At 72.2% G+C, this 17,032-nt stretch carries 16 protein-coding genes; 11 read left to right on the top strand and 5 right to left on the bottom strand.

Annotated elements, in window-relative coordinates:
- Window positions 1-404: 404 nt before the first annotated feature.
- The 3 genes from AB0917_RS09965 (at window position 405) to AB0917_RS09955 (ending at window position 2,963) form a co-directional block, all read left to right on the top strand.
- Window positions 405-998: a hypothetical protein gene (locus tag AB0917_RS09965; RefSeq protein ID WP_366819012.1), complete on the top strand. Its 594-nt coding sequence runs from the start codon at window positions 405-407 to the stop codon at window positions 996-998.
- 161 nt (window positions 999-1,159) lie between these two features.
- On the top strand, window positions 1,160-1,576 hold the full coding sequence (locus tag AB0917_RS09960) for a hypothetical protein (RefSeq protein WP_366819011.1): 417 nt from the start codon (window positions 1,160-1,162) through the stop codon (window positions 1,574-1,576).
- 70 nt (window positions 1,577-1,646) lie between these two features.
- Window positions 1,647-2,963: a hypothetical protein gene (locus AB0917_RS09955; protein WP_366819010.1), complete on the top strand. Its 1,317-nt coding sequence runs from the start codon at window positions 1,647-1,649 to the stop codon at window positions 2,961-2,963.
- A 222-nt stretch (window positions 2,964-3,185) separates the two neighbouring features.
- Here AB0917_RS09955 and AB0917_RS09950 read toward each other — a convergent pair whose 3' ends face one another.
- On the bottom strand, window positions 3,186-3,599 hold the full coding sequence (locus AB0917_RS09950) for a DUF192 domain-containing protein (RefSeq protein WP_366819009.1): 414 nt from the start codon (window positions 3,597-3,599) through the stop codon (window positions 3,186-3,188).
- A gap of 104 nt (window positions 3,600-3,703) precedes the next feature.
- On the opposite strand from AB0917_RS09950, the gene AB0917_RS09945 reads away from it, so the two are divergent.
- From AB0917_RS09945 to AB0917_RS09935, 3 genes are all read left to right on the top strand, one after another.
- Window positions 3,704-4,696 (top strand): A24 family peptidase, encoded by a 993-nt coding sequence (locus tag AB0917_RS09945; protein WP_366819008.1) that lies wholly within the window; start codon window positions 3,704-3,706, stop codon window positions 4,694-4,696.
- A gap of 188 nt (window positions 4,697-4,884) precedes the next feature.
- Entirely contained in the window at window positions 4,885-5,742 is an 858-nt protein-coding gene (locus AB0917_RS09940) for a class I SAM-dependent methyltransferase (protein ID WP_366819007.1), read from the top strand.
- A gap of 127 nt (window positions 5,743-5,869) precedes the next feature.
- Window positions 5,870-6,313 carry a hypothetical protein gene (locus AB0917_RS09935; RefSeq protein ID WP_366819006.1) on the top strand — a complete coding sequence of 148 codons (444 nt, stop codon included), beginning with the start codon at window positions 5,870-5,872 and terminating at the stop codon, window positions 6,311-6,313.
- 138 nt (window positions 6,314-6,451) lie between these two features.
- Here the strand turns inward: AB0917_RS09935 and AB0917_RS09930 are convergent, their stop codons facing one another.
- The gene (locus AB0917_RS09930; RefSeq protein WP_366819005.1) at window positions 6,452-7,633 is read right to left on the bottom strand and encodes a winged helix DNA-binding domain-containing protein; all 1,182 of its coding nucleotides are present in this window, start codon (window positions 7,631-7,633) and stop codon (window positions 6,452-6,454) included.
- A 410-nt stretch (window positions 7,634-8,043) separates the two neighbouring features.
- Entirely contained in the window at window positions 8,044-9,093 is a 1,050-nt protein-coding gene (mgrA, locus tag AB0917_RS09925; RefSeq protein WP_366819004.1) for an L-glyceraldehyde 3-phosphate reductase, read from the bottom strand.
- Between the two features lie 219 nt (window positions 9,094-9,312).
- Here mgrA and AB0917_RS09920 point away from each other — a divergent pair, with 219 nt between their 5' ends.
- The 4 genes from AB0917_RS09920 (at window position 9,313) to AB0917_RS09905 (ending at window position 14,470) form a co-directional block, all read left to right on the top strand.
- On the top strand, window positions 9,313-10,074 hold the full coding sequence (locus AB0917_RS09920) for an isoprenyl transferase (protein ID WP_366819048.1): 762 nt from the start codon (window positions 9,313-9,315) through the stop codon (window positions 10,072-10,074).
- Between the two features lie 414 nt (window positions 10,075-10,488).
- On the top strand, window positions 10,489-11,811 hold the full coding sequence (locus tag AB0917_RS09915; RefSeq protein WP_366819003.1) for a PhoH family protein: 1,323 nt from the start codon (window positions 10,489-10,491) through the stop codon (window positions 11,809-11,811).
- Between the two features lie 388 nt (window positions 11,812-12,199).
- A complete protein-coding gene (locus AB0917_RS09910) occupies window positions 12,200-12,925 on the top strand; it encodes a transglycosylase SLT domain-containing protein (protein ID WP_366819002.1) in 726 nt (241 codons plus the stop codon).
- A gap of 147 nt (window positions 12,926-13,072) precedes the next feature.
- Window positions 13,073-14,470, top strand: coding sequence for an AI-2E family transporter (locus AB0917_RS09905; protein WP_366819001.1), 1,398 nt, complete (start codon window positions 13,073-13,075; stop codon window positions 14,468-14,470).
- 88 nt (window positions 14,471-14,558) lie between these two features.
- Here AB0917_RS09905 and AB0917_RS09900 read toward each other — a convergent pair whose 3' ends face one another.
- Both AB0917_RS09900 and AB0917_RS09895 read right to left on the bottom strand, forming a co-directional pair.
- The gene (locus AB0917_RS09900) at window positions 14,559-15,092 is read right to left on the bottom strand and encodes an alkyl hydroperoxide reductase (RefSeq protein ID WP_366819000.1); all 534 of its coding nucleotides are present in this window, start codon (window positions 15,090-15,092) and stop codon (window positions 14,559-14,561) included.
- Between the two features lie 10 nt (window positions 15,093-15,102).
- Window positions 15,103-15,657: a peroxiredoxin gene (locus AB0917_RS09895; RefSeq protein WP_007452441.1), complete on the bottom strand. Its 555-nt coding sequence runs from the start codon at window positions 15,655-15,657 to the stop codon at window positions 15,103-15,105.
- Between the two features lie 133 nt (window positions 15,658-15,790).
- Between AB0917_RS09895 and AB0917_RS09890 the strand changes: the two genes are divergently transcribed.
- Window positions 15,791-16,792, top strand: a complete 1,002-nt coding sequence (locus tag AB0917_RS09890) for a hydrogen peroxide-inducible genes activator (protein WP_366818999.1) — start codon at window positions 15,791-15,793, stop codon at window positions 16,790-16,792.
- Window positions 16,793-17,032 lie beyond the last annotated feature (240 nt).

Genomic DNA, 17,032 nt, shown 5'->3' with positions numbered 1-17,032 from the left:
CGACCCCGGACCGATACCGAACCCGGCACCGAACCCGTATCCCGGCGCCCGAACGGCGCGTGTGCTGCCCGTCGGCCGTGAGTGTACGGCGCGAGTACGTCCATCGCGCGGGCCCCCGGGCCCCAAACTCGGGCCCAAGTGCGCCCGTCGAAAGCCTGGTTGTCCCGCCGTGCGCGCCCCGGGTTCCGGCCGGCTTGTGCCGCGATGCGGATTTGGCCGGGTATCACCGGCGCGCCGCTTTGACGGGGCGGGCCCATCCGCTTCGTTCTTTGGGTCGTCCGTGGGTCCGTGGGCCCACGCCGCACCCACTGTCGCTCGGTACGCTCGGACGTGCCGATGGTCGCCTACTCTTGTGTTTGCGTACGCGAAGTGTCGAGTTCGTTTCGTGATGGGGTGAGGCGTCGATGAGTGCCGGATTCTTCCGCTCGTACCACCTGGGCTGGACCCGGGTGGACGCCGCGACGCTCCTGGGCGATCTGGAGGCGGAGGGGGTTCGTTCGGCACATCCCATGACCGGGCGTACCGTGCTCGTCAGCCTGGACCTCCCCTCGTGCGGGGCTCGTTCGCCTGTGACGCGGGAGCAGCTTCTCTCCCTTTCCGGTCTGCAAAGACTCCAGGAGGTCGGCTTCCGGTTGTGGGTGGATGGCGGCCCCGATCTCCTGGTGCGCATACGGCGAGCGCGCGGCGGTGTCGTCGCCGTCGAGTTCTCCGTGGGGGAGCTGCCCCCGGTGGAGCGGGAGCGGGCGGTGAGCGCCATCCGGCGGACCGTCGGCCGGGCGTCCGTACTCTGCATCGGCTTCGTCGTCGACCGGAGTGGTGAGACGGCCGATGCCGACTGGGACGGCTTCGTCATCGAGGGGTCCGCGCCCCTCGATTCCTGGCCGGACGCCGTCGCCGTACGGGAGGAAATAGCCGCGGCCCACCCGCAGTTGGCGGTGCTGGAGCCCGTCACCATGTCGCCGTGGAAGGTGTTCGGGAGCGCCGTGCCCAGTCTGTGAGGAAGCGGGGCGCCGGGGGCCGGGCATGTGCCCCGGGCTTGGGCCCCCGGGCCCAAGACGCGTACGGATAAGGGGAGTTAGCGTCTGGCGTCGTAACCGATCAAGGTTCGTTCCGGCGCCCTCCCAGGGCATTCCGTGGGCGGGCAGGCGACCAGAAGGTGATGACAGACGTGCAGACCGCGGAGCAACTGACGCTGACCGATGAGGAGTCCCGGCTCCTGCAACTGGGACTGATCGAGTGGTGCGGCCCGGCGCGCTCCACGGAGGAGTTCGCCGTGGCCATGGGCTTCGACGGTACGGAGGACCTCCACTACCGCTCGCTCCGGATCCGCGCCGCCCTGATCGCCCGGGAGGCGCTGGAGCCGATGGACTGGGCGCGGGCGCTCCTCGCCACCGAGGTGGCCTTCGCCAGTGATGTGGTCGGATCCGGTTACGAGTGGTCCACCACGACCGGCTGGTCCGACGAGACGACCGTGCGTGTCTTACGTTCCACCCAGCTGAAGCTGATCCGCACCGTGGCCCCGCTCGTCGGCCGTGGCCTCGGCGCCCGCCCGCCCCTCCGGCCGGCGATCGGCTGACGGGGCCGGCCTCTCGGGGGCGACGCGGCCGGCGTCGGGATTGTCCGGGCCGGAGGACATAATCGGCCGTATGTCCGACTCACAGCTCCGCGCCTGGCGCCCCGACGCCCCGGCGCCGCACCCTCGCGGCCTCGGCCCCCGGGCGGCCGCCGCGCTCCGCGCCGCCGCGCCCGCGCTCGCGGTCTACGCCGCCGTCCGGGCTCTGGGGCTCGTGGTCCTGTGGGTGGCCGCCGGGGCCTCCGGCAAGGATCCCCTGACCCGGCTCAGCGGGCGCTGGGACTCTGTCTGGTACCAGCGCATAGCCCAGGACGGGTACGGCTACACCGCCACCCTCCCCGACGGCTCCCTCCACTCCGACCTGGCCTTCTTCCCCCTCCTCCCCGCCCTGGAACGCGGCGTCTCCGAGACGACCCCGCTCACCCTCGGCGGCGCCGGGCTCCTGGTCGCCTGGTCGGCCGGGCTGCTCGCCGCCTGGGGCATCTTCGCCGTCGGGGACCGGCTGTACGGACGGCGTACGGGGGTGGTGCTGGCCGCACTGTGGGGCGTGTACCCGACGGCGTTCGTCCAGTCGATGGCGTACACGGAGACGCTCTTCACCGCACTGGCGGCCTGGTCGCTGTACGCCGTCCTCAGGGGCCGCTGGCTCGTGGCGGGTGCCCTCTGCGCACTGGCGGGGCTCACCCGGCCCTCGGCGGCCGCCCTCATCGCGGCCCTGGCGATCACCGCCGCCGTCACCCTCGTACGGGAGTACCGGGAGGGCCGCAGGTGCGGCGAGGGTCGGGAGCCCCAGGAGCCCCAGGAGCCCCAGGAGCCCCAGGAGCCCCTGGAGTGTTCGGAGCACCGATGTGGGGGCGGGTTCGGCGAGTGCCGTGCCGGGGGCGGCCCCGGAGCGGTGCTCCGCCGCAACGCCCGGATGCTCGCCGGGGTGGCGCTCGCGCCGCTGGGCTGGCTTGCGTACGTGGTGTTCGTCGCCGTGCGCGAAGGCGGCCCGTTCGCGTACTTCGACGTCCAGGCCCAGTGGGGCAACAGCATCGACGGCGGTCGCGCACTCGCCGCCTTCATCGCCGGGCTGCCGCTGCCCGCCGCCCTCGGGCTCTGCGCGGCCCTCGGGCTGCTCGGCGGGCTGGTGGCGCTCTGCGTACGACAGCGGCAGCCGCTGCCCGTCCTCGTCTACGGCATCGCGATCGTGGTCGTCTCGCTGATCGGCGCCGGGTACTTCGGCTCCCGGCCCCGCCTGATGATGCCCGCGTTCCCGCTGCTCCTCCCGCCCGCCGCCGCACTGGTGCGGATGCGGAGTACGGGCCGCACGGCTGCCGTCCTCGCCGTCCTCGCCTGCGCGTCGGCGGCCTACGGGGCCTGGACCCTGCTCGGCGCGGGCCCGCCGTAGGGGGTGCGCCGGGGCGGGCTGGGGTCGCCGTTGGGGGTGCGCCGGGGCGGATGGGGTTCGCCGTAGGGGTGCGCCGAAGCGGATCGGGTTCGCCGATGGGGGTGCGCCGGAGCGGGCCGAGGCCCAGGTCCGCCCCTCGTGCCCCCGGATCCGCCTCTCGTGCCCCCCGGATCCGCCTCTCACGCCCCGGGTCCACCACCCCTCACCCCCGGAGTCCGCCCCTCACGCCCCCGGTGCGCCCGCCGCCCCCGGTGCGCCCGCCGCCCCCGGCGCGCCCGCCGCCCGTGGCTCCACCCGGACGCCCGGCCGCACCCCCCACCGTTCCATCGCCCCCGCCTCCGCCTCCACCACATGGCGGGACCGCAGCCGGGGCAGGCCGAGGCGGCCGGGCTTCATCGTGCGGACCGCCAGCACGGTGAACTTCCGGTCCAGGTAGGCCACATCGATGGCGAACCGCATCCGGAAGGTGTGCACACTCCCGGCCGGAGTGAGCATCAACGCTCCGTCGATCCCGTCCCGCCCCAGCAGCCCCCGGGTGCGGGCCCGGTACGAGGCCGCTATCCGCAGCGGCACCTCCCGGGCCCCCGCGTCCCCGCCGACCGTCAGCGTGCCGTCGCCATCCCGCCAAGTCCTCATGGGCACCGACCGTAGCCCCCGGCGCCCGCGCATGGGCCCCGAACGGTCCGGAGTGGGCCCCAGGGCCCAAGCACCCTGTTCGCGCGGCCGATTAGGGTCGTGGTGTGGACCTCGCGCTGCTCGTCGTCGCCGCTGTCTGGGGTGGAGCCACCGGACTGCTGATCCCGCGTGCCGCGTACCGGTTCTCCGTCGAACCCGAGGAGCCGTGGCGCGCCGCCTGCCCCGCCGGGCATGCGTTCACCGGCCCGTTCGGCGGCTGGTTCGGCCCGGCCCGCTGCACCTCCTGCGGGTCCCGCGAGCAGGCCACCGTACGGCGGGGAGACCAGGCCGACCCCCTCGTACGGTACGGAGACGAGGCCGACGCCCCCGCACCGTACGGAGACGACACCGACGCCCCCGTTCCGAGCCCCGCCGAATCCCCGGCCACCCCGGCCACCCCGGCCACCCCGGCCACCCCGGCCTCCCCGGCTACCCCACCCGCCCCCGCAGCCCCGGCCACCCCAACCACCCCAACCACCCACCCCTCCCGCCCCTCCCGCACGGGCCGCCCCGTCCCGTACGGGCCCGGGGCCCTCGCGCCCCTGGTCACCGTCCTCGCCTGCGTCGCGCTCGCCGCCGCCACGGGGGCCCGGCCCGAGCTCGGCGGGTGGCTGCTGCTGGCGCCCGTCGCCGTCCTGCTCGCCACCGTCGACCGCCGGGTGCACCGGCTGCCCGACCCACTCACCCTGCCCCTCGCCGCTGCGGCCGTCCTCCTGCTGGGCGGGGCCGCCCTGCTCCCCGGACACGCCGGTTCCTGGACCTCCGGGCTGCTCGGCGGGCTGGTGCTCGGCGGCTTCTACCTCCTGCTCTTCCTCATCAACCCGAACGGCATGGGCTTCGGCGATGTGAAGCTGGCCCTCGCCCTGGGCGTCGCCCTCGGCTGGTACGGCTGGGAGGTGCTGTTCCTGGGCGGGTTCGCCGGGTTCCTGTTCGGCGCGGTGTACGGGCTCGGGCTCGTCCTCCTGCGCCGGGCGGGGCGCAAGACCGGCATCCCGTTCGGCCCGTTCATGATCACCGGGGCGCTGGTCGGGGTGCTCCTGGGGGCGTTGGCGGCCTGAGCCGCCGGGGCGGGCGGTACGCAGCCCGGACGCGCCCCGGACGCGCCCCGGACGCGCCCCGGACGCGCCCCGGACGCGCCCCGTACGGACCTCGTACCGACCTCGTACCGACCCCGTACGAGGTTCTACGGGGTCGGTCCCCCGGAATCCGGTCGCGCCACCCGCCCCCGCCCTGACACGATTCCCGTATGCCCGAACAGCCCCCTCCGTTCGCTCCTTCACCGTCCGAGCCCGCCCCGCCCCCGCCCGCCTCCACTGGCTCCCCGGCCTTCGCCTCCGCGGCCTCCCGCGACCGGTTCGAGGCGCTCGTCGCCGAGGCCGACGCCGTCTCCGTCGACGGGTGGGACTTCTCCTGGCTGGAGGGGCGGGCCACCGAGCAGCGGCCCTCCTGGGGCTACGCGCGCGCGATGGCCGACCGGCTCGGCGGGGCCCGCGCCGCGCTCGACATCCAGACCGGCGGCGGCGAGGTGCTCGCCGCCGCGCCGAAGCTGCCGCCGGTCACCGTGGCCACCGAGTCCTGGCCGCCGAACATCGCCCGCGCGACCGCGCTCCTGCACCCCCTCGGCGCTGTCGTCGTCGCGGACGCGGACGAGCCGCCGCTGCCCTTCGGGGACGCGGCCTTCGACCTGGTGGTCAGCCGGCATCCGGTGACCACCTGGTGGGAGGAGATCGCGCGGGTGCTCGCCCCCGGCGGTACGTACTTCTCGCAGCAGGTCGGACCGGCCAGCGTCTTCGAGCTCGTCGAATACTTCCTCGGTCCGCAGCCGCCCGAGGTGCGCCGTGGCCGCGACCCCGAGGACGCGCGCGCCGCCGCCGAGGCGGCGGGGCTGGATGTGCTCGACCTGCGACGGGAGCGGCTGCGTACCGAGTTCTTCGACATCGGGGCGGTGGTCTACTTTCTCCGCAAGGTGATCTGGATGGTGCCGGGGTTCACCGTCGAGCAGTACCGGCCCCAACTGGCCGCACTGCACCGGAAGATCGAGGAGGAGGGGCCGTTCCTCGCCCACACCACGCGCTTCCTGATCGAGGCCCGCAAGCCCCTGTGACGTATCAGGAAGCGCCAACCTGCCTGCCTCGGAAGTCAGTTCAGCCTTGCCCCGCAGGCAACTCGATCGGGCGCGGCGCCGTCCTACTCGGCGGGAGCAGGCCCGGCGAGACGGAGGGGGAGCGGCGATGACGGTGGAGAGGGGAGAGTACGGCCGGCCGTCCGGACGGTCCCGGAGCGGTAACTCCGACTGGCTCATGGGTTCCCGGATCACCGCCGTGCACGGGGTCTTCTACCGCCCCGAGGGGCGTGCGGGTGAGCCGGAGGCCGTGGAGTTCGTGATCGCGGAGGGCCAGTCCGTCCTGCTGACCTGTGCCTCCGACTGGACGCTGCGGATCACCCCCGGCACCTGGCCGCTGCTGCCCGAGTGGTGCGTGCCGGCGAACCAGTGGCAGCACGCGCCGCTGACCCAGCTGCCGCCGGTGCCGTACGGGGGAGCGTGGACGGTCGTCGGCACGCTGGAGCGCAGGGACGGCAACGGCGAGGTCCACGAAGCGGTCATCCGGTGCGAGGAAGGGGACTTCGTGGTGGTGGCGGGGGAGACGGTGGCGGTCCACTTCCACCCGCACTGAGAGGCGACCGCCCCCGCCACCGGGCCCCTGCCGGGCCCTCCCACGGGCCCCGGGCCGAGTTCCACCGCTCTCCCACTGGGCCCCACCGCCCTTCCATCGGGCCCCCGCCGAGCCCCACGCCCCGCGCCACCAAAACCCCTACGCGTGCGGCCCCACCGACACCGCCCCCACCGTCAGCTCCGCCTTCCCCTCCAGGACCGCGCCCACCCGCTCCACCTCGTCCTCCAGCGCCCGCAGCCGTGGCGCAGGCAGCGGCTCCAGTGGCTCCACCGTCACCGCGATCCGCTTCCCCGAGCGGCGCTGGTGCCAGACGCCCGCGACCGTGCCGTCCACCAGCAGCACCGGGTAGTTCCCCGCCTGCCCGCCGCCGAGCGCCCGCTCGAAGGCCCGGCCGGGGAAGAGCCGCTCGCGGGGCTGTGAGGCGATGGCGAACGCGTCGAAATAGGGGAGCAGGCGCACTCCCCGTACCGGGTCGGCCGGGAAGTCGGTGTCGCCCGCCACCACCCAGGCGGCCCCGGCCTCCTCGAACGCGACTTCCTCGATCGCCCCGGAGGCGGCCAGCGAGGCGAACAGCCTGTCCGCCCATCGCTTCGGGGCCGCCAGCCACCGGGCGAAGTGGGCCGGGGTGGCGGGGCCGTACGCGTACAGGTACCGCTCCACCAGGGCCGCCTGTGCCTCCGCGCCGGGCAGAGGGGTGCAGCCGGGGTTGGTGTACGTCGCCCGGCGGCCCCGGTTCGGGGCGTAGGCCAGGGCGCCCCGGTGGCCCGCCAGGTGCAGGACCTGCCGCCAGCGCGGCCACATCGTCTGGAAGCCGGGCATCACCAGGTCCCCGGCCCACGGACCGGTCCGGGCGACGACCTCGTCGGAGAGCTCGTCGACCGTGAGCTCCGCCCCGGTCAGCGCCTCCCCGATCGCCGCCACGACCGCCTCCACCTGCTCGGGGCTCATCCGGGCGTCCTTGGGAAAGGGGTTCGGGCCCGTCGGTACGGCGGAGAGCGCGCCGGTCCACAACGGCAGGTCCACCGCGGGCAGGAGGTGGACCGTACCGCGCGGCCCGAACGTCTTGACCAGGCTCCGCCCGGTCCACAGCGCCGTACGCACGTCCGTACGGGTCAGGCCCCGACCGCGCAGCCCCACCGACAGCTCGGCCGCCGACAGCACCTGGGCGTGCGCACCGAGCATCGCGCCGACCACGTCGGCGGGGGAGGCGCCACGCGCCGGGCTGTCCAGGTGCTGACGGGCCACCCTCCGGGCGTTCGCCTCGGGCCAGCTCACGGTCACGGTCGTACGGGCTCGGGTCGCTCGGGCTCGGGACGTCATGCGACGAACCTAGAGCCCCATCAGGTCACCTTCTGTCCGCAACAACGGCACGGCGACGACCGCACCACACCCCCACAGCCACGCCCCCCTACAACCACTCCGAACCGCGCCCCTCCGCACCGCCCCTCCCCACCGCCCCACGCACCGTCAAGCCCGCGCCGCTCCGCGCCCCTTCGATGCCGGGGGCGAATCCGGGCCCGTGAGCGCGGTCCGGAGGGCCGTTCTCCCTGCCCGTTACGGAGTCCGGCGAACCCGGAGAGTAGTTGTGGAGTGGCGTGGCACCCATCAGCACTTACGAAGGGTTATGGTGGAAACCCCCCCTCGGGCCGGTCCGTATCCCCCCCCACGGACCGGCCCGTTTTTTTCGGGGCGGCGCAGCGCCCCCGTACCCAAACCCTGTTGAGTCGGCGTCAGCCGCGCCCGGCCCAGATGTTGGTGCCCTCGGTGTCGACGGCGAAGGCGTCGATCTCCTTCAACTCCTCGGCCGTCAGAGCCGGTCCGGCCAGCGCGGCCACGTTCTCCTCCAACTGCCGCACACTCGACGCGCCGATCAGCGCCGACGTCATACGGCTGTCGCGCAGAACCCACGCGATGGCCAGCTGGGCGAGCGACTGGCCGCGCCCCTGTGCGATGTCGTTCAGGCCGCCCAGCCGGCGCAGCACCTCGTCCGAGAGCAGGCCCGGGTCGAGGGACTTGCCCTGGGTGGCGCGCGAGCCCTCCGGGATGCCCTTCAGGTACTTGTTCGTGAGCAGGCCCTGCGCGAGCGGTACGAAGGAGATGCAGCCCATTCCGGCCGCCTCCAGGGTGTCGAGCAGGCCGTCGTCCTCGATCCACCGGTTGATCATGGAGTAGGACGGCTGGTGGATGAGGGCCGGGACGCCCATCTCCCTCAGCAGCCCGGCCGCCTCGGCGGTCTGCTCCGCGGTGTACGAGGAGACCCCCGCGTACAGCGCCTTGCCCTGCCGCACCGCGGACGCCAGGGCGCCCATCGTCTCCTCCAGCGGAGTGTGCGGGTCGAAGCGGTGCGAGTAGAAGATGTCGACGTGGTCGAGGCCCATCCGCTTCAGCGAGGCGTCGAGCGAGGACAGCAGGTACTTGCGGGAGCCCCACTCCCCGTACGGGCCGGGGTGCATCCGGTAACCGGCCTTGGTGGAAATGACCAGCTCATCCCGGTGTGCGGTGAAATCCTGGGCGAACAGCTTGCCGAAGTTCAGCTCGGCCGAGCCGGGCGGGGGCCCGTAGTTGTTGGCCAGGTCGAAGTGCGTCACTCCGAGGTCGAAGGCGCGGCGCAGGATCGCCCGCTGGGACTCCAGCGTCCGGTCGTCGCCGAAGTTGTGCCACAGGCCCAGCGAGAGGGCGGGCAGCTTGAGGCCGCTGCGCCCGGTGCGGCGGTACTCCATGGAGTCGTAGCGCGAGTCGGCAGCGCGGTAGAAGAGGTCGGGGGAGAGGTAATCAGTCATTTTCCCTCCTTATCACGGAGTTGTGACAGACCGGGTTGGGCCCCCGTGACCCGATCGCAGTAATGTGGCGGCTTCGAGGAAATGCCGATGTGCGGCGCGGCTCATGCCCGCGCGGGTCCGTGCGGACCGCGCGGCGTTCCTCCGCGGGGGTGGACCCCGGACCCCCGGCGACGGGGAGGGCGGGCCCCGGGCCCGTACGGAACCGAGAGGGTGAACTCAGTGAACTTCCGCGACCTGGTGTACAGGCTCTACGCGCGCCGGGTGGGAGGCCGCCTGGACCACGACCAGGTGCCGAAGCACATCGGGGTCATCCTCGACGGCAACCGCCGGTGGGCGAAGGCGTCCGGCGGCTCGGCGGTGCAGGGCCACCAGGCGGGCGCGGACAAGATCTCCGAGCTGCTCGGCTGGTGCAGCGAGACCGATGTCGAGGTCGTCACCCTCTGGATGCTCTCCACGGACAACTTCGACCGGCCCGAGCACGAGCTGAAGCCGCTCCTGGGCATCATCGAGAACACCGTACGCAACCTCGCCGCCGACGGGCGGTGGCGCGTCCACCACGTCGGCACGCTCGACCTGCTGCCCGCCGAGACGCAGCTGGTGCTCAAGGAGGCCGAGCAGGAGACGTCCCATGTCGACGGGATAATCGTCAATGTCGCCGTCGGCTACGGCGGCCGCCAGGAGATCGCCGACGCCGTGCGCTCGCTGCTCCTGGACCACTCCGAGCGGGGCACGAGCTTCGAGGAGCTGGCGGAGATCGTCTCCACCGACCTGATCTCCGAGCACCTCTACACCCGCGGTCAGCCCGACCCCGACCTGGTGATCCGGACGAGCGGCGAGCAGCGTCTGTCGGGCTTCATGCTCTGGCAGAGCGCCCACTCCGAGTACTACTTCTGCGAGGTCTTCTGGCCGGCCTTCCGCAAGGTCGACTTCCTGCGGGCGCTACGCGACTACGCGGCCCGCCACCGGCGCTACGGCGCCTGACCGGAGCCGCCCCCACCGGCCTCCCCTTACTCGTGTCGCCCGATGGCTCCCCTCTCCCGGGGGAGCCATCGGGCGTACGCGTATATAGGGGAGTCACCGCGCGTCCACCGGGACTTCTCCACACCGTGTCATATGCGGCGGCATGGCTTCGGGCCGAACAGGGAATACCCCTGACAGGTCGGCATCCGGTCACCAACCAGGCGGATGTCGCATCCAAGTGAGTGGCGCCCAGTCCGCTCGCCCGGGAGGCCCTTTGCACACGAAGGACCGTAGACGCAGACAGCCTGCGGCCGACGCGGAGGCCGTGGTCCGGCCCGCGCACAGGGGCCCGATCCCGGTCCGTCCTCTCCCTTCGGGAAGCTCCGCGACCGTTCGTCGCACTCCCCGACCTCGTCCGAGGGGGTACGTCCTTCCGTGGTGACCAGCAGCAAGCGCCGCATGCCCGACAGGCGCACATATGTTCTCGACACCAGCGTCCTGCTGGCCGATCCCGGCGCCATGGCCCGCTTCGACGAGCACGAAGTCGTGCTGCCGATCGTGGTGGTCACGGAGCTGGAGGCCAAACGGCACCATCCGGAGCTCGGGTACTTCGCCCGGCAGGCCCTGCGCCTGCTGGACGACTTTCGGATCCGGTACGGCCGGCTGGACGCCCCGATCCCGCTCGGGGATCTGGGCGGGACGCTCCGTGTCGAACTCAACCACTCCGACCCCGGCGTCCTGCCCGCCGGCTACCGGCTGGGGGACAACGACTCACGGATTCTCGCGGTCGCGCGCAACCTCCAGGCGGAGGGGTACGACGTCACGGTCGTCTCCAAGGACCTGCCCCTGCGGATCAAGGCCTCCTCGGTCGGCCTCCTCGCCGAGGAGTACCGCGCCGAGCTGGCCATCACCGACTCCGGCTGGACCGGAATGTCGGAGCTGTCCCTCTCGGGGGAGCAGGTCGACCTGCTCTTCACCGAGGAGACGCTGTACGTCCCCGAGGCCGCCGAGCTGCCCGTCCACACCGGCCTGGTCCTCCAGTCCGAGCGCGGCAAGGCGCTCGGCCGGGTGACGGCCGAGGGCAACGTGCGGCTCGTGCGGGGAGACCGGGAGGCCTTCGGCATCCATGGCCGCAGCGCCGAGCAGCGGATCGCCCTCGACCTGCTGCTCGACGCGGACGTCGGTATCGTCTCGCTGGGCGGCCGGGCCGGCACCGGCAAGTCGGCCCTCGCCCTCTGCGCCGGCCTGGAGGCGGTGCTGGAGCGCCAGCAGCACAAGAAGGTGATGGTCTTCCGCCCGCTGTACGCGGTGGGCGGCCAGGAGCTCGGCTATCTCCCCGGCAGCGAGGCCGAGAAGATGAGCCCCTGGGCGCAGGCGGTCTTCGACACGCTCTCGGCGGTCGCCGGACGCGAGGTCATCGAGGAGGTGCTGGGACGCGGGATGCTGGAGGTCCTGCCGCTCACCCACATCCGCGGCCGCTCGCTGCACGACGCGTTCGTGATCGTGGACGAGGCGCAGTCGCTCGAACGCAACGTCCTGCTGACCGTGTTGTCCCGGATCGGGGCGAATTCACGTGTGGTGCTCACCCATGACGTGGCCCAGCGGGACAACCTCCGGGTCGGCCGGTACGACGGAGTGGTCGCCGTGGTCGAGAAGCTGAAGGGTCATCCGCTCTTCGCCCATGTGACGCTCACGCGTTCGGAGCGTTCACAGATCGCCGCACTGGTGACCGAAATGCTGGAGGAAGGGCACATCTGACCCGCATGTCCCGTTGGTGCCGCCCGGCGAGCCAAGGAGCTTAGCCGGGCGGCACCGTGTTGCGCCGTCATTTACGGGAAACCGGTGGCCCGAACGAGGTGTGACCTTTCCCACGCAACACAGAATTGCCTGTGGCGTCCCTGTCCGGCAGAGTCTTGCTTCCGTCAGGCCCCGCATACGGCACTTGGGCACCTCCAGAGGTGCCAGGCACCACACAACTCAACACGAGACGCCCGTATGCCGCCCGCGAGCACCACGCGGCAGCCCCTCGACGGGGGTTGCCCAACGGGCCCGTGCCTCCCGTGACCCACGCAGTAGGGAGGCCAGTGCCAGGGGCACGATTGCGCCCGCGAGGTCACCTAAGCGGGCGATGCTGGAAGGACACCATGTGAGCCGGATCTCGGTCCGGGGGTTCGCCGTGGCATCTGCCACCGCGGTCACCACCGTAGGCGCCGTCGTAGGCGTTGCTGCGGGCGGCGCACCTGCCGCCGACGACAACAACTTCGAGGCGGCCGCAGCCGACACCACGCTGCTCGCAGACATCCCCGCGGGCCAGCAGGCCCAGGTTCAGACCGCTTCGCTGACGCAGCAGGCCGATGCCCAGGCATCCGCCGCCGACGCCGCCGCGAAGAAGTCGGCCGAGGAGTCCGCCCGCCTCCAGGCAGCCAAGGACGCCAAGTCCAAGAAGGCGGCGGCCGAGGAGCGGGCCGAGGCCGAGCGCAAGGCCGCGGAGCAGGCGGAGAAGGAGAAGAAGGAAGCCGCCGAGCGCGCCAGCCGGTCCTCCGTCCGCGACGCCTCCTCGTTCTCCGCCCAGGGCTCGTACACCGTGTCCCAGGTGCAGGCGATGGCCCGCCAGATGGTCCCCGCGGACCAGTTCCAGTGCTTCAGCAACATCGTGAACCACGAGTCGACCTGGAACTACCGCGCGGTCAACCCGTCCTCCGGTGCGTACGGACTCATGCAGGCCCTGCCGGGCCACAAGATGTCCTCCGCCGGCGCCGACTGGCAGACCAACCCGGCCACCCAGATCAAGTGGGGCCTCAGCTACATGGACAGCCGCTACGGCTCCCCGTGCGGCGCCTGGTCCTTCTGGCAGGCCAACAACTGGTATTAGAGGCGCGGGAGAGAGTCCGGCAGGACTCGGCCCCCGGCCTCGTGAAGCCCCCCACCGCCCACGCGGTGGGGGGCTTCGCGCGTGTACGGTCGCATCCGGCGATCCAGGGCAGCGCTGGGGAGTGAAACAGGGGGAAGGGAAAGAGTCATGTCGAAACTACCGGGCTGGCTGGGCCGCTTCGGGTCCGAACTGACAGAGCTGGGCGCACGCCTGGAAGAGCGCCGGGCGCGCGCCGACGACGACCCCCTCGGGGACGGCGGGGCGTCCGCGTCCGAGGAGGCCCAGGACCCCGGGCAGGTGCCCGCGCCACCCTCGTACGCCCCCTCCGTCGCCGCCAAGCCCGATCCGGTCGCGGCGATCCCGTGGGGGATGCGCGTCGCGGCCGAGGCGGGCTGGCGGCTGCTCGTGCTGGCGGGCACCCTCTGGGTGCTGATGCAGGTGATCACCGCCGTGCAGCTGGTCGTCCTGGCCTTCTCCGCCGCCCTGCTCATCACGGCGATGCTCCAGCCGACCGTCGTACGGCTCAAACGGTTCGGGCTGCCGCACGGGCTCGCCACCGCCGTGACCGCGGTGCTCGGGTTCGTCATCATCGGCCTGGTCGGCTGGTTCGTGGTGTGGCAGGTGATGGAGAACCTCGACACGCTCTCCGACCGGGTCCGCGACGGCATCGACGAGTTGAAGCGCTGGCTGCTGGACAGCCCCTTCCACGTCACCGAGTCGCAGATCAACGACATCGCCAAGAACCTCAACGACACCATCGGCACCAACACGGAGGAGATCACCTCCGCCGGGCTCCAAGGCGTCACGTTCCTGGTGGAGTTCCTCACCGGGCTGCTGCTGGCGATGTTCTCCACGCTCTTCCTGCTCTACGACGGCAAGCGCATCTGGGAGTGGACGCTCAGGCTGGTGCCCGCCCAGGCCCGGCCCGGGGTGGCCGGCGCCGGGCCGCGTGCCTGGCGCACCCTGACCGCCTATGTGCGCGGCACGGTGCTCGTCGCCCTGATCGACGCCATCTTCATCGGCCTGGGCCTCTACTTCCTCAATGTGCCCCTCGCCGTGCCCCTGGCCGTCTTCATCTTCCTGTTCGCCTTCATCCCGCTCATCGGCGCCGTGGTCTCCGGCGCGCTCGCGGTGGTCGTCGCGCTGGTCACCGAGGGGGTGTGGACCGCGCTGGTGGCGCTGCTGGTGGTCCTGGCCGTGCAGCAGATCGAGGGCCACATCCTCCAGCCGTTCATCCTCGGCCGCGCGGTGCGGGTCCATCCGCTGGCCGTGGTCCTCGCGGTGGCGACGGGCGGCCTGGTCGCGGGCATCGGCGGCGCGGTGGTCGCCGTACCGCTGGTCGCCGTGGTCAACACGGTGATCGGCTACCTGCGTTCGTACGCGGCCCCCGGCCCGGCCGGCGGGCAGCACGGGGCCACCGCGCTGCCGGTCGCCCCGACACCACCGCCGGGCGCGCCGCAGGCGGTCCCGGACGAACCGGGCACCGAGCCCGCGGCACCGGCCGTACGTTCTCCGCAGGACGAACCGCCGGAGAAGCAGCCGTAGGGCGCGGGAGCGCAGGGAAAAGGAAGAGCCCCGAGGACGGTCGGTCGTCCTCGGGGCTCTTCCCGGTATCAGGGGTGGTGCGGGGTGACTACTCGGCGAGTACGGCCTCGGCGTCGAGGGTCACACCGACCGCCTGGATCACCGAAGCGATCTTGACGGCTTCCTGGACGGTCTCCCGGTCCACGCCGGCCTTGCGCAGCACCTGCTCGTGGGAGTCCAGGCACTGGCCGCAGCCGTTGATCGCGGAGACGGCGAGCGACCACAGCTCGAAGTCGACCTTCTCCACACCCGGGTTGCCGATGACGTTCATCCGCAGGCCCGCGCGGAGCGTGCCGTACTCCGGGTCCGACAGCAGGTGACGGGTCCGGTAGAAGACGTTGTTCATCGCCATGACGGCGGCCGCCGACTTCGCCGCGGTGTACGCCTCCGGCGACAGGTTGGCCTTCGCCTCGGGCTCCAGCTCGCGCAGCACCCGCGGCGAACGCGAGGCGATGGCGCAGGCCAGCACGGTGCCCCACAGCTGCTGCTGGGGGAGGTCGCTGTTGCCGATGACCGAGCCGAGGTTCAGCTTCAGGTCCTTGGCGAAGTCCGGTACGGCGGACTTGAGTTCGTCGAGTGCCATGGGTATCAGCTCACTCGCCCGAGAGGAGGGCGACCGGGTCGAGGGTGTTCTCGCCCTTGGTCCAGTTGCACGGGCACAGCTCGTCGGTCTGCAGGGCGTCGAGGACCCGCAGGACCTCCTTGGGGTTACGGCCCACGGAACCGGCGGTCACCATCGTGAACTGGATCTCGTTGTTCTGGTCGACGATGAAGACGGCGCGCTGGGCGAAGCCGTCCTCGCCCTCGATGCCGAGGTCACGCATGAGCTCGTGCTTCGAGTCGGCCAGCATCGGGAAGGGCAGGTCGGTCAGGTCCGGGTGGTCCTTGCGCCAGGCGTGGTGCACGAACTCGGAGTCACCGGAGAAGCCGAGGACCTGGGCGTCCCGGTCGGCGAACTCCTCGTTCAGCTTGCCGAAGGCGGCGATCTCGGTGGGGCACACGAAGGTGAAGTCCTTGGGCCACGCGAAGACGATCTTCCACTTGCCCTCGTAGGTCTTGTGGTTGATCTGCTCGAACTCCTTGCCGCTCTCCAGCGAGACACAAGCAGTCAGGTCGAACTCGGGGAACTTGTCACCGACAGTGAGCACGCGCTCTCCTTGCAGCGTAGGAAATTTCCCTTTCGGGAGATTTCCTGAGGGTTGGACGAGATCCACCATGGCACAGAGTGCATTGATCAGGGAAATAGCTACACTCGGTCGTGATGATCGGAGGTGCCTATCAGTGGGCCAGAGGAAACAGGGCATACGTCCCGATAAGTCGGCCAGACAGCCCGTCAAGCAGTCCGCCAGACAGCCCAGTCTGTCGCAGCTGCGCGCCTTCGCGGCCGTGGCCGAACACCTGCACTTCCGGGACGCGGCGGCAGCAATCGGGATGAGTCAGCCGGCACTCTCCGGAGCCGTCTCCACCCTGGAGGAGGCACTGGGTGTCCAGCTCATCGAGCGGACGACCCGCAAGGTGCTGCTCTCGCCCGCGGGGGAGCGGCTCGCGGCGCGGACCGCCGTCGTACTGGAGGCGGTCGCGGCGCTGATGGAGGAGGCGGAGGCCGCGCGGGCGCCGTTCACGGGGGTGCTCCGGCTCGGCGTGATCCCGACCGTGGCCCCGTATCTGCTGCCCACCGTGCTCCGGCTGGTCCACGAGCGCTACCCCGATCTCGACCTCCAGGTCCATGAGGAGCAGACCTCCTCCCTGCTGGAGGGGCTCGCCGCCGGACGCCTGGACCTGCTGCTCCTCGCCGTGCCGCTCGGGGTCCCCGGGGTGAGCGAGATCCCGCTCTTCGACGAGGACTTCGTGCTGGTCATGGAGCAGGACCACCGGCTCGGCGGCCGCGCCGACATCCCGCGCGAGGCGCTGCGGGAGCTGCCGCTGCTCCTCCTGGACGAGGGCCACTGCCTGCGCGACCAGGCCCTGGACATCTGCCGGGAGGCGGGCCGTACGCAGGGGGCGCCGGTCACCACGACCGCCGCCGGGCTCTCCACCCTCGTCCAGCTGGTGGCGGGCGGGCTCGGGGTGACCCTGCTGCCGCGCACCGCCGTGACGGTGGAGACCGCGCGCAACGACGCCCTGGCCACCGGGGACTTCGCCCACCCGGCCCCCACCCGGCGGGTGGCGCTGGCGATGCGGACCGGGTCGGCGCGGGGCGGCGAGTTCGAGGAGTTCGCCGCCGCCCTGCGGGGGGCGATGACGCCGCTTCCGGTACGGGTGGTGGCCGGCCCCGAGGTGTGAACCGCCCGCCGCCCCCGGGGCGTGAACCGCCCGTCCCTCGAGGTGTGAACCGCCCGCCCCGGGGCGGGAACCGGTGCCGGTGCGGCCCGAGGTCCCGAACGTACGCCGGCATCGGTGCGGCCCGAGGCCCCCAACGTACGCCGGTGCGGCCGGGAGGTTTCCCCCCCGCCCCCCCCGCCCCCCCCACCAACCAAAGCCGCCCCACAACCTACACAACCCCACCCGCCCCCAAAGCACCCC

The sequence above is a fragment of the Streptomyces sp. NPDC007346 genome, from assembly GCF_040703535.1.
Classification (GTDB): Bacteria; Actinomycetota; Actinomycetes; order Streptomycetales; family Streptomycetaceae; genus Streptomyces.
The sequence above is the reverse complement of the archived record's forward strand: the minus strand, read 5'-3'. Positions and strand labels throughout refer to the sequence as shown.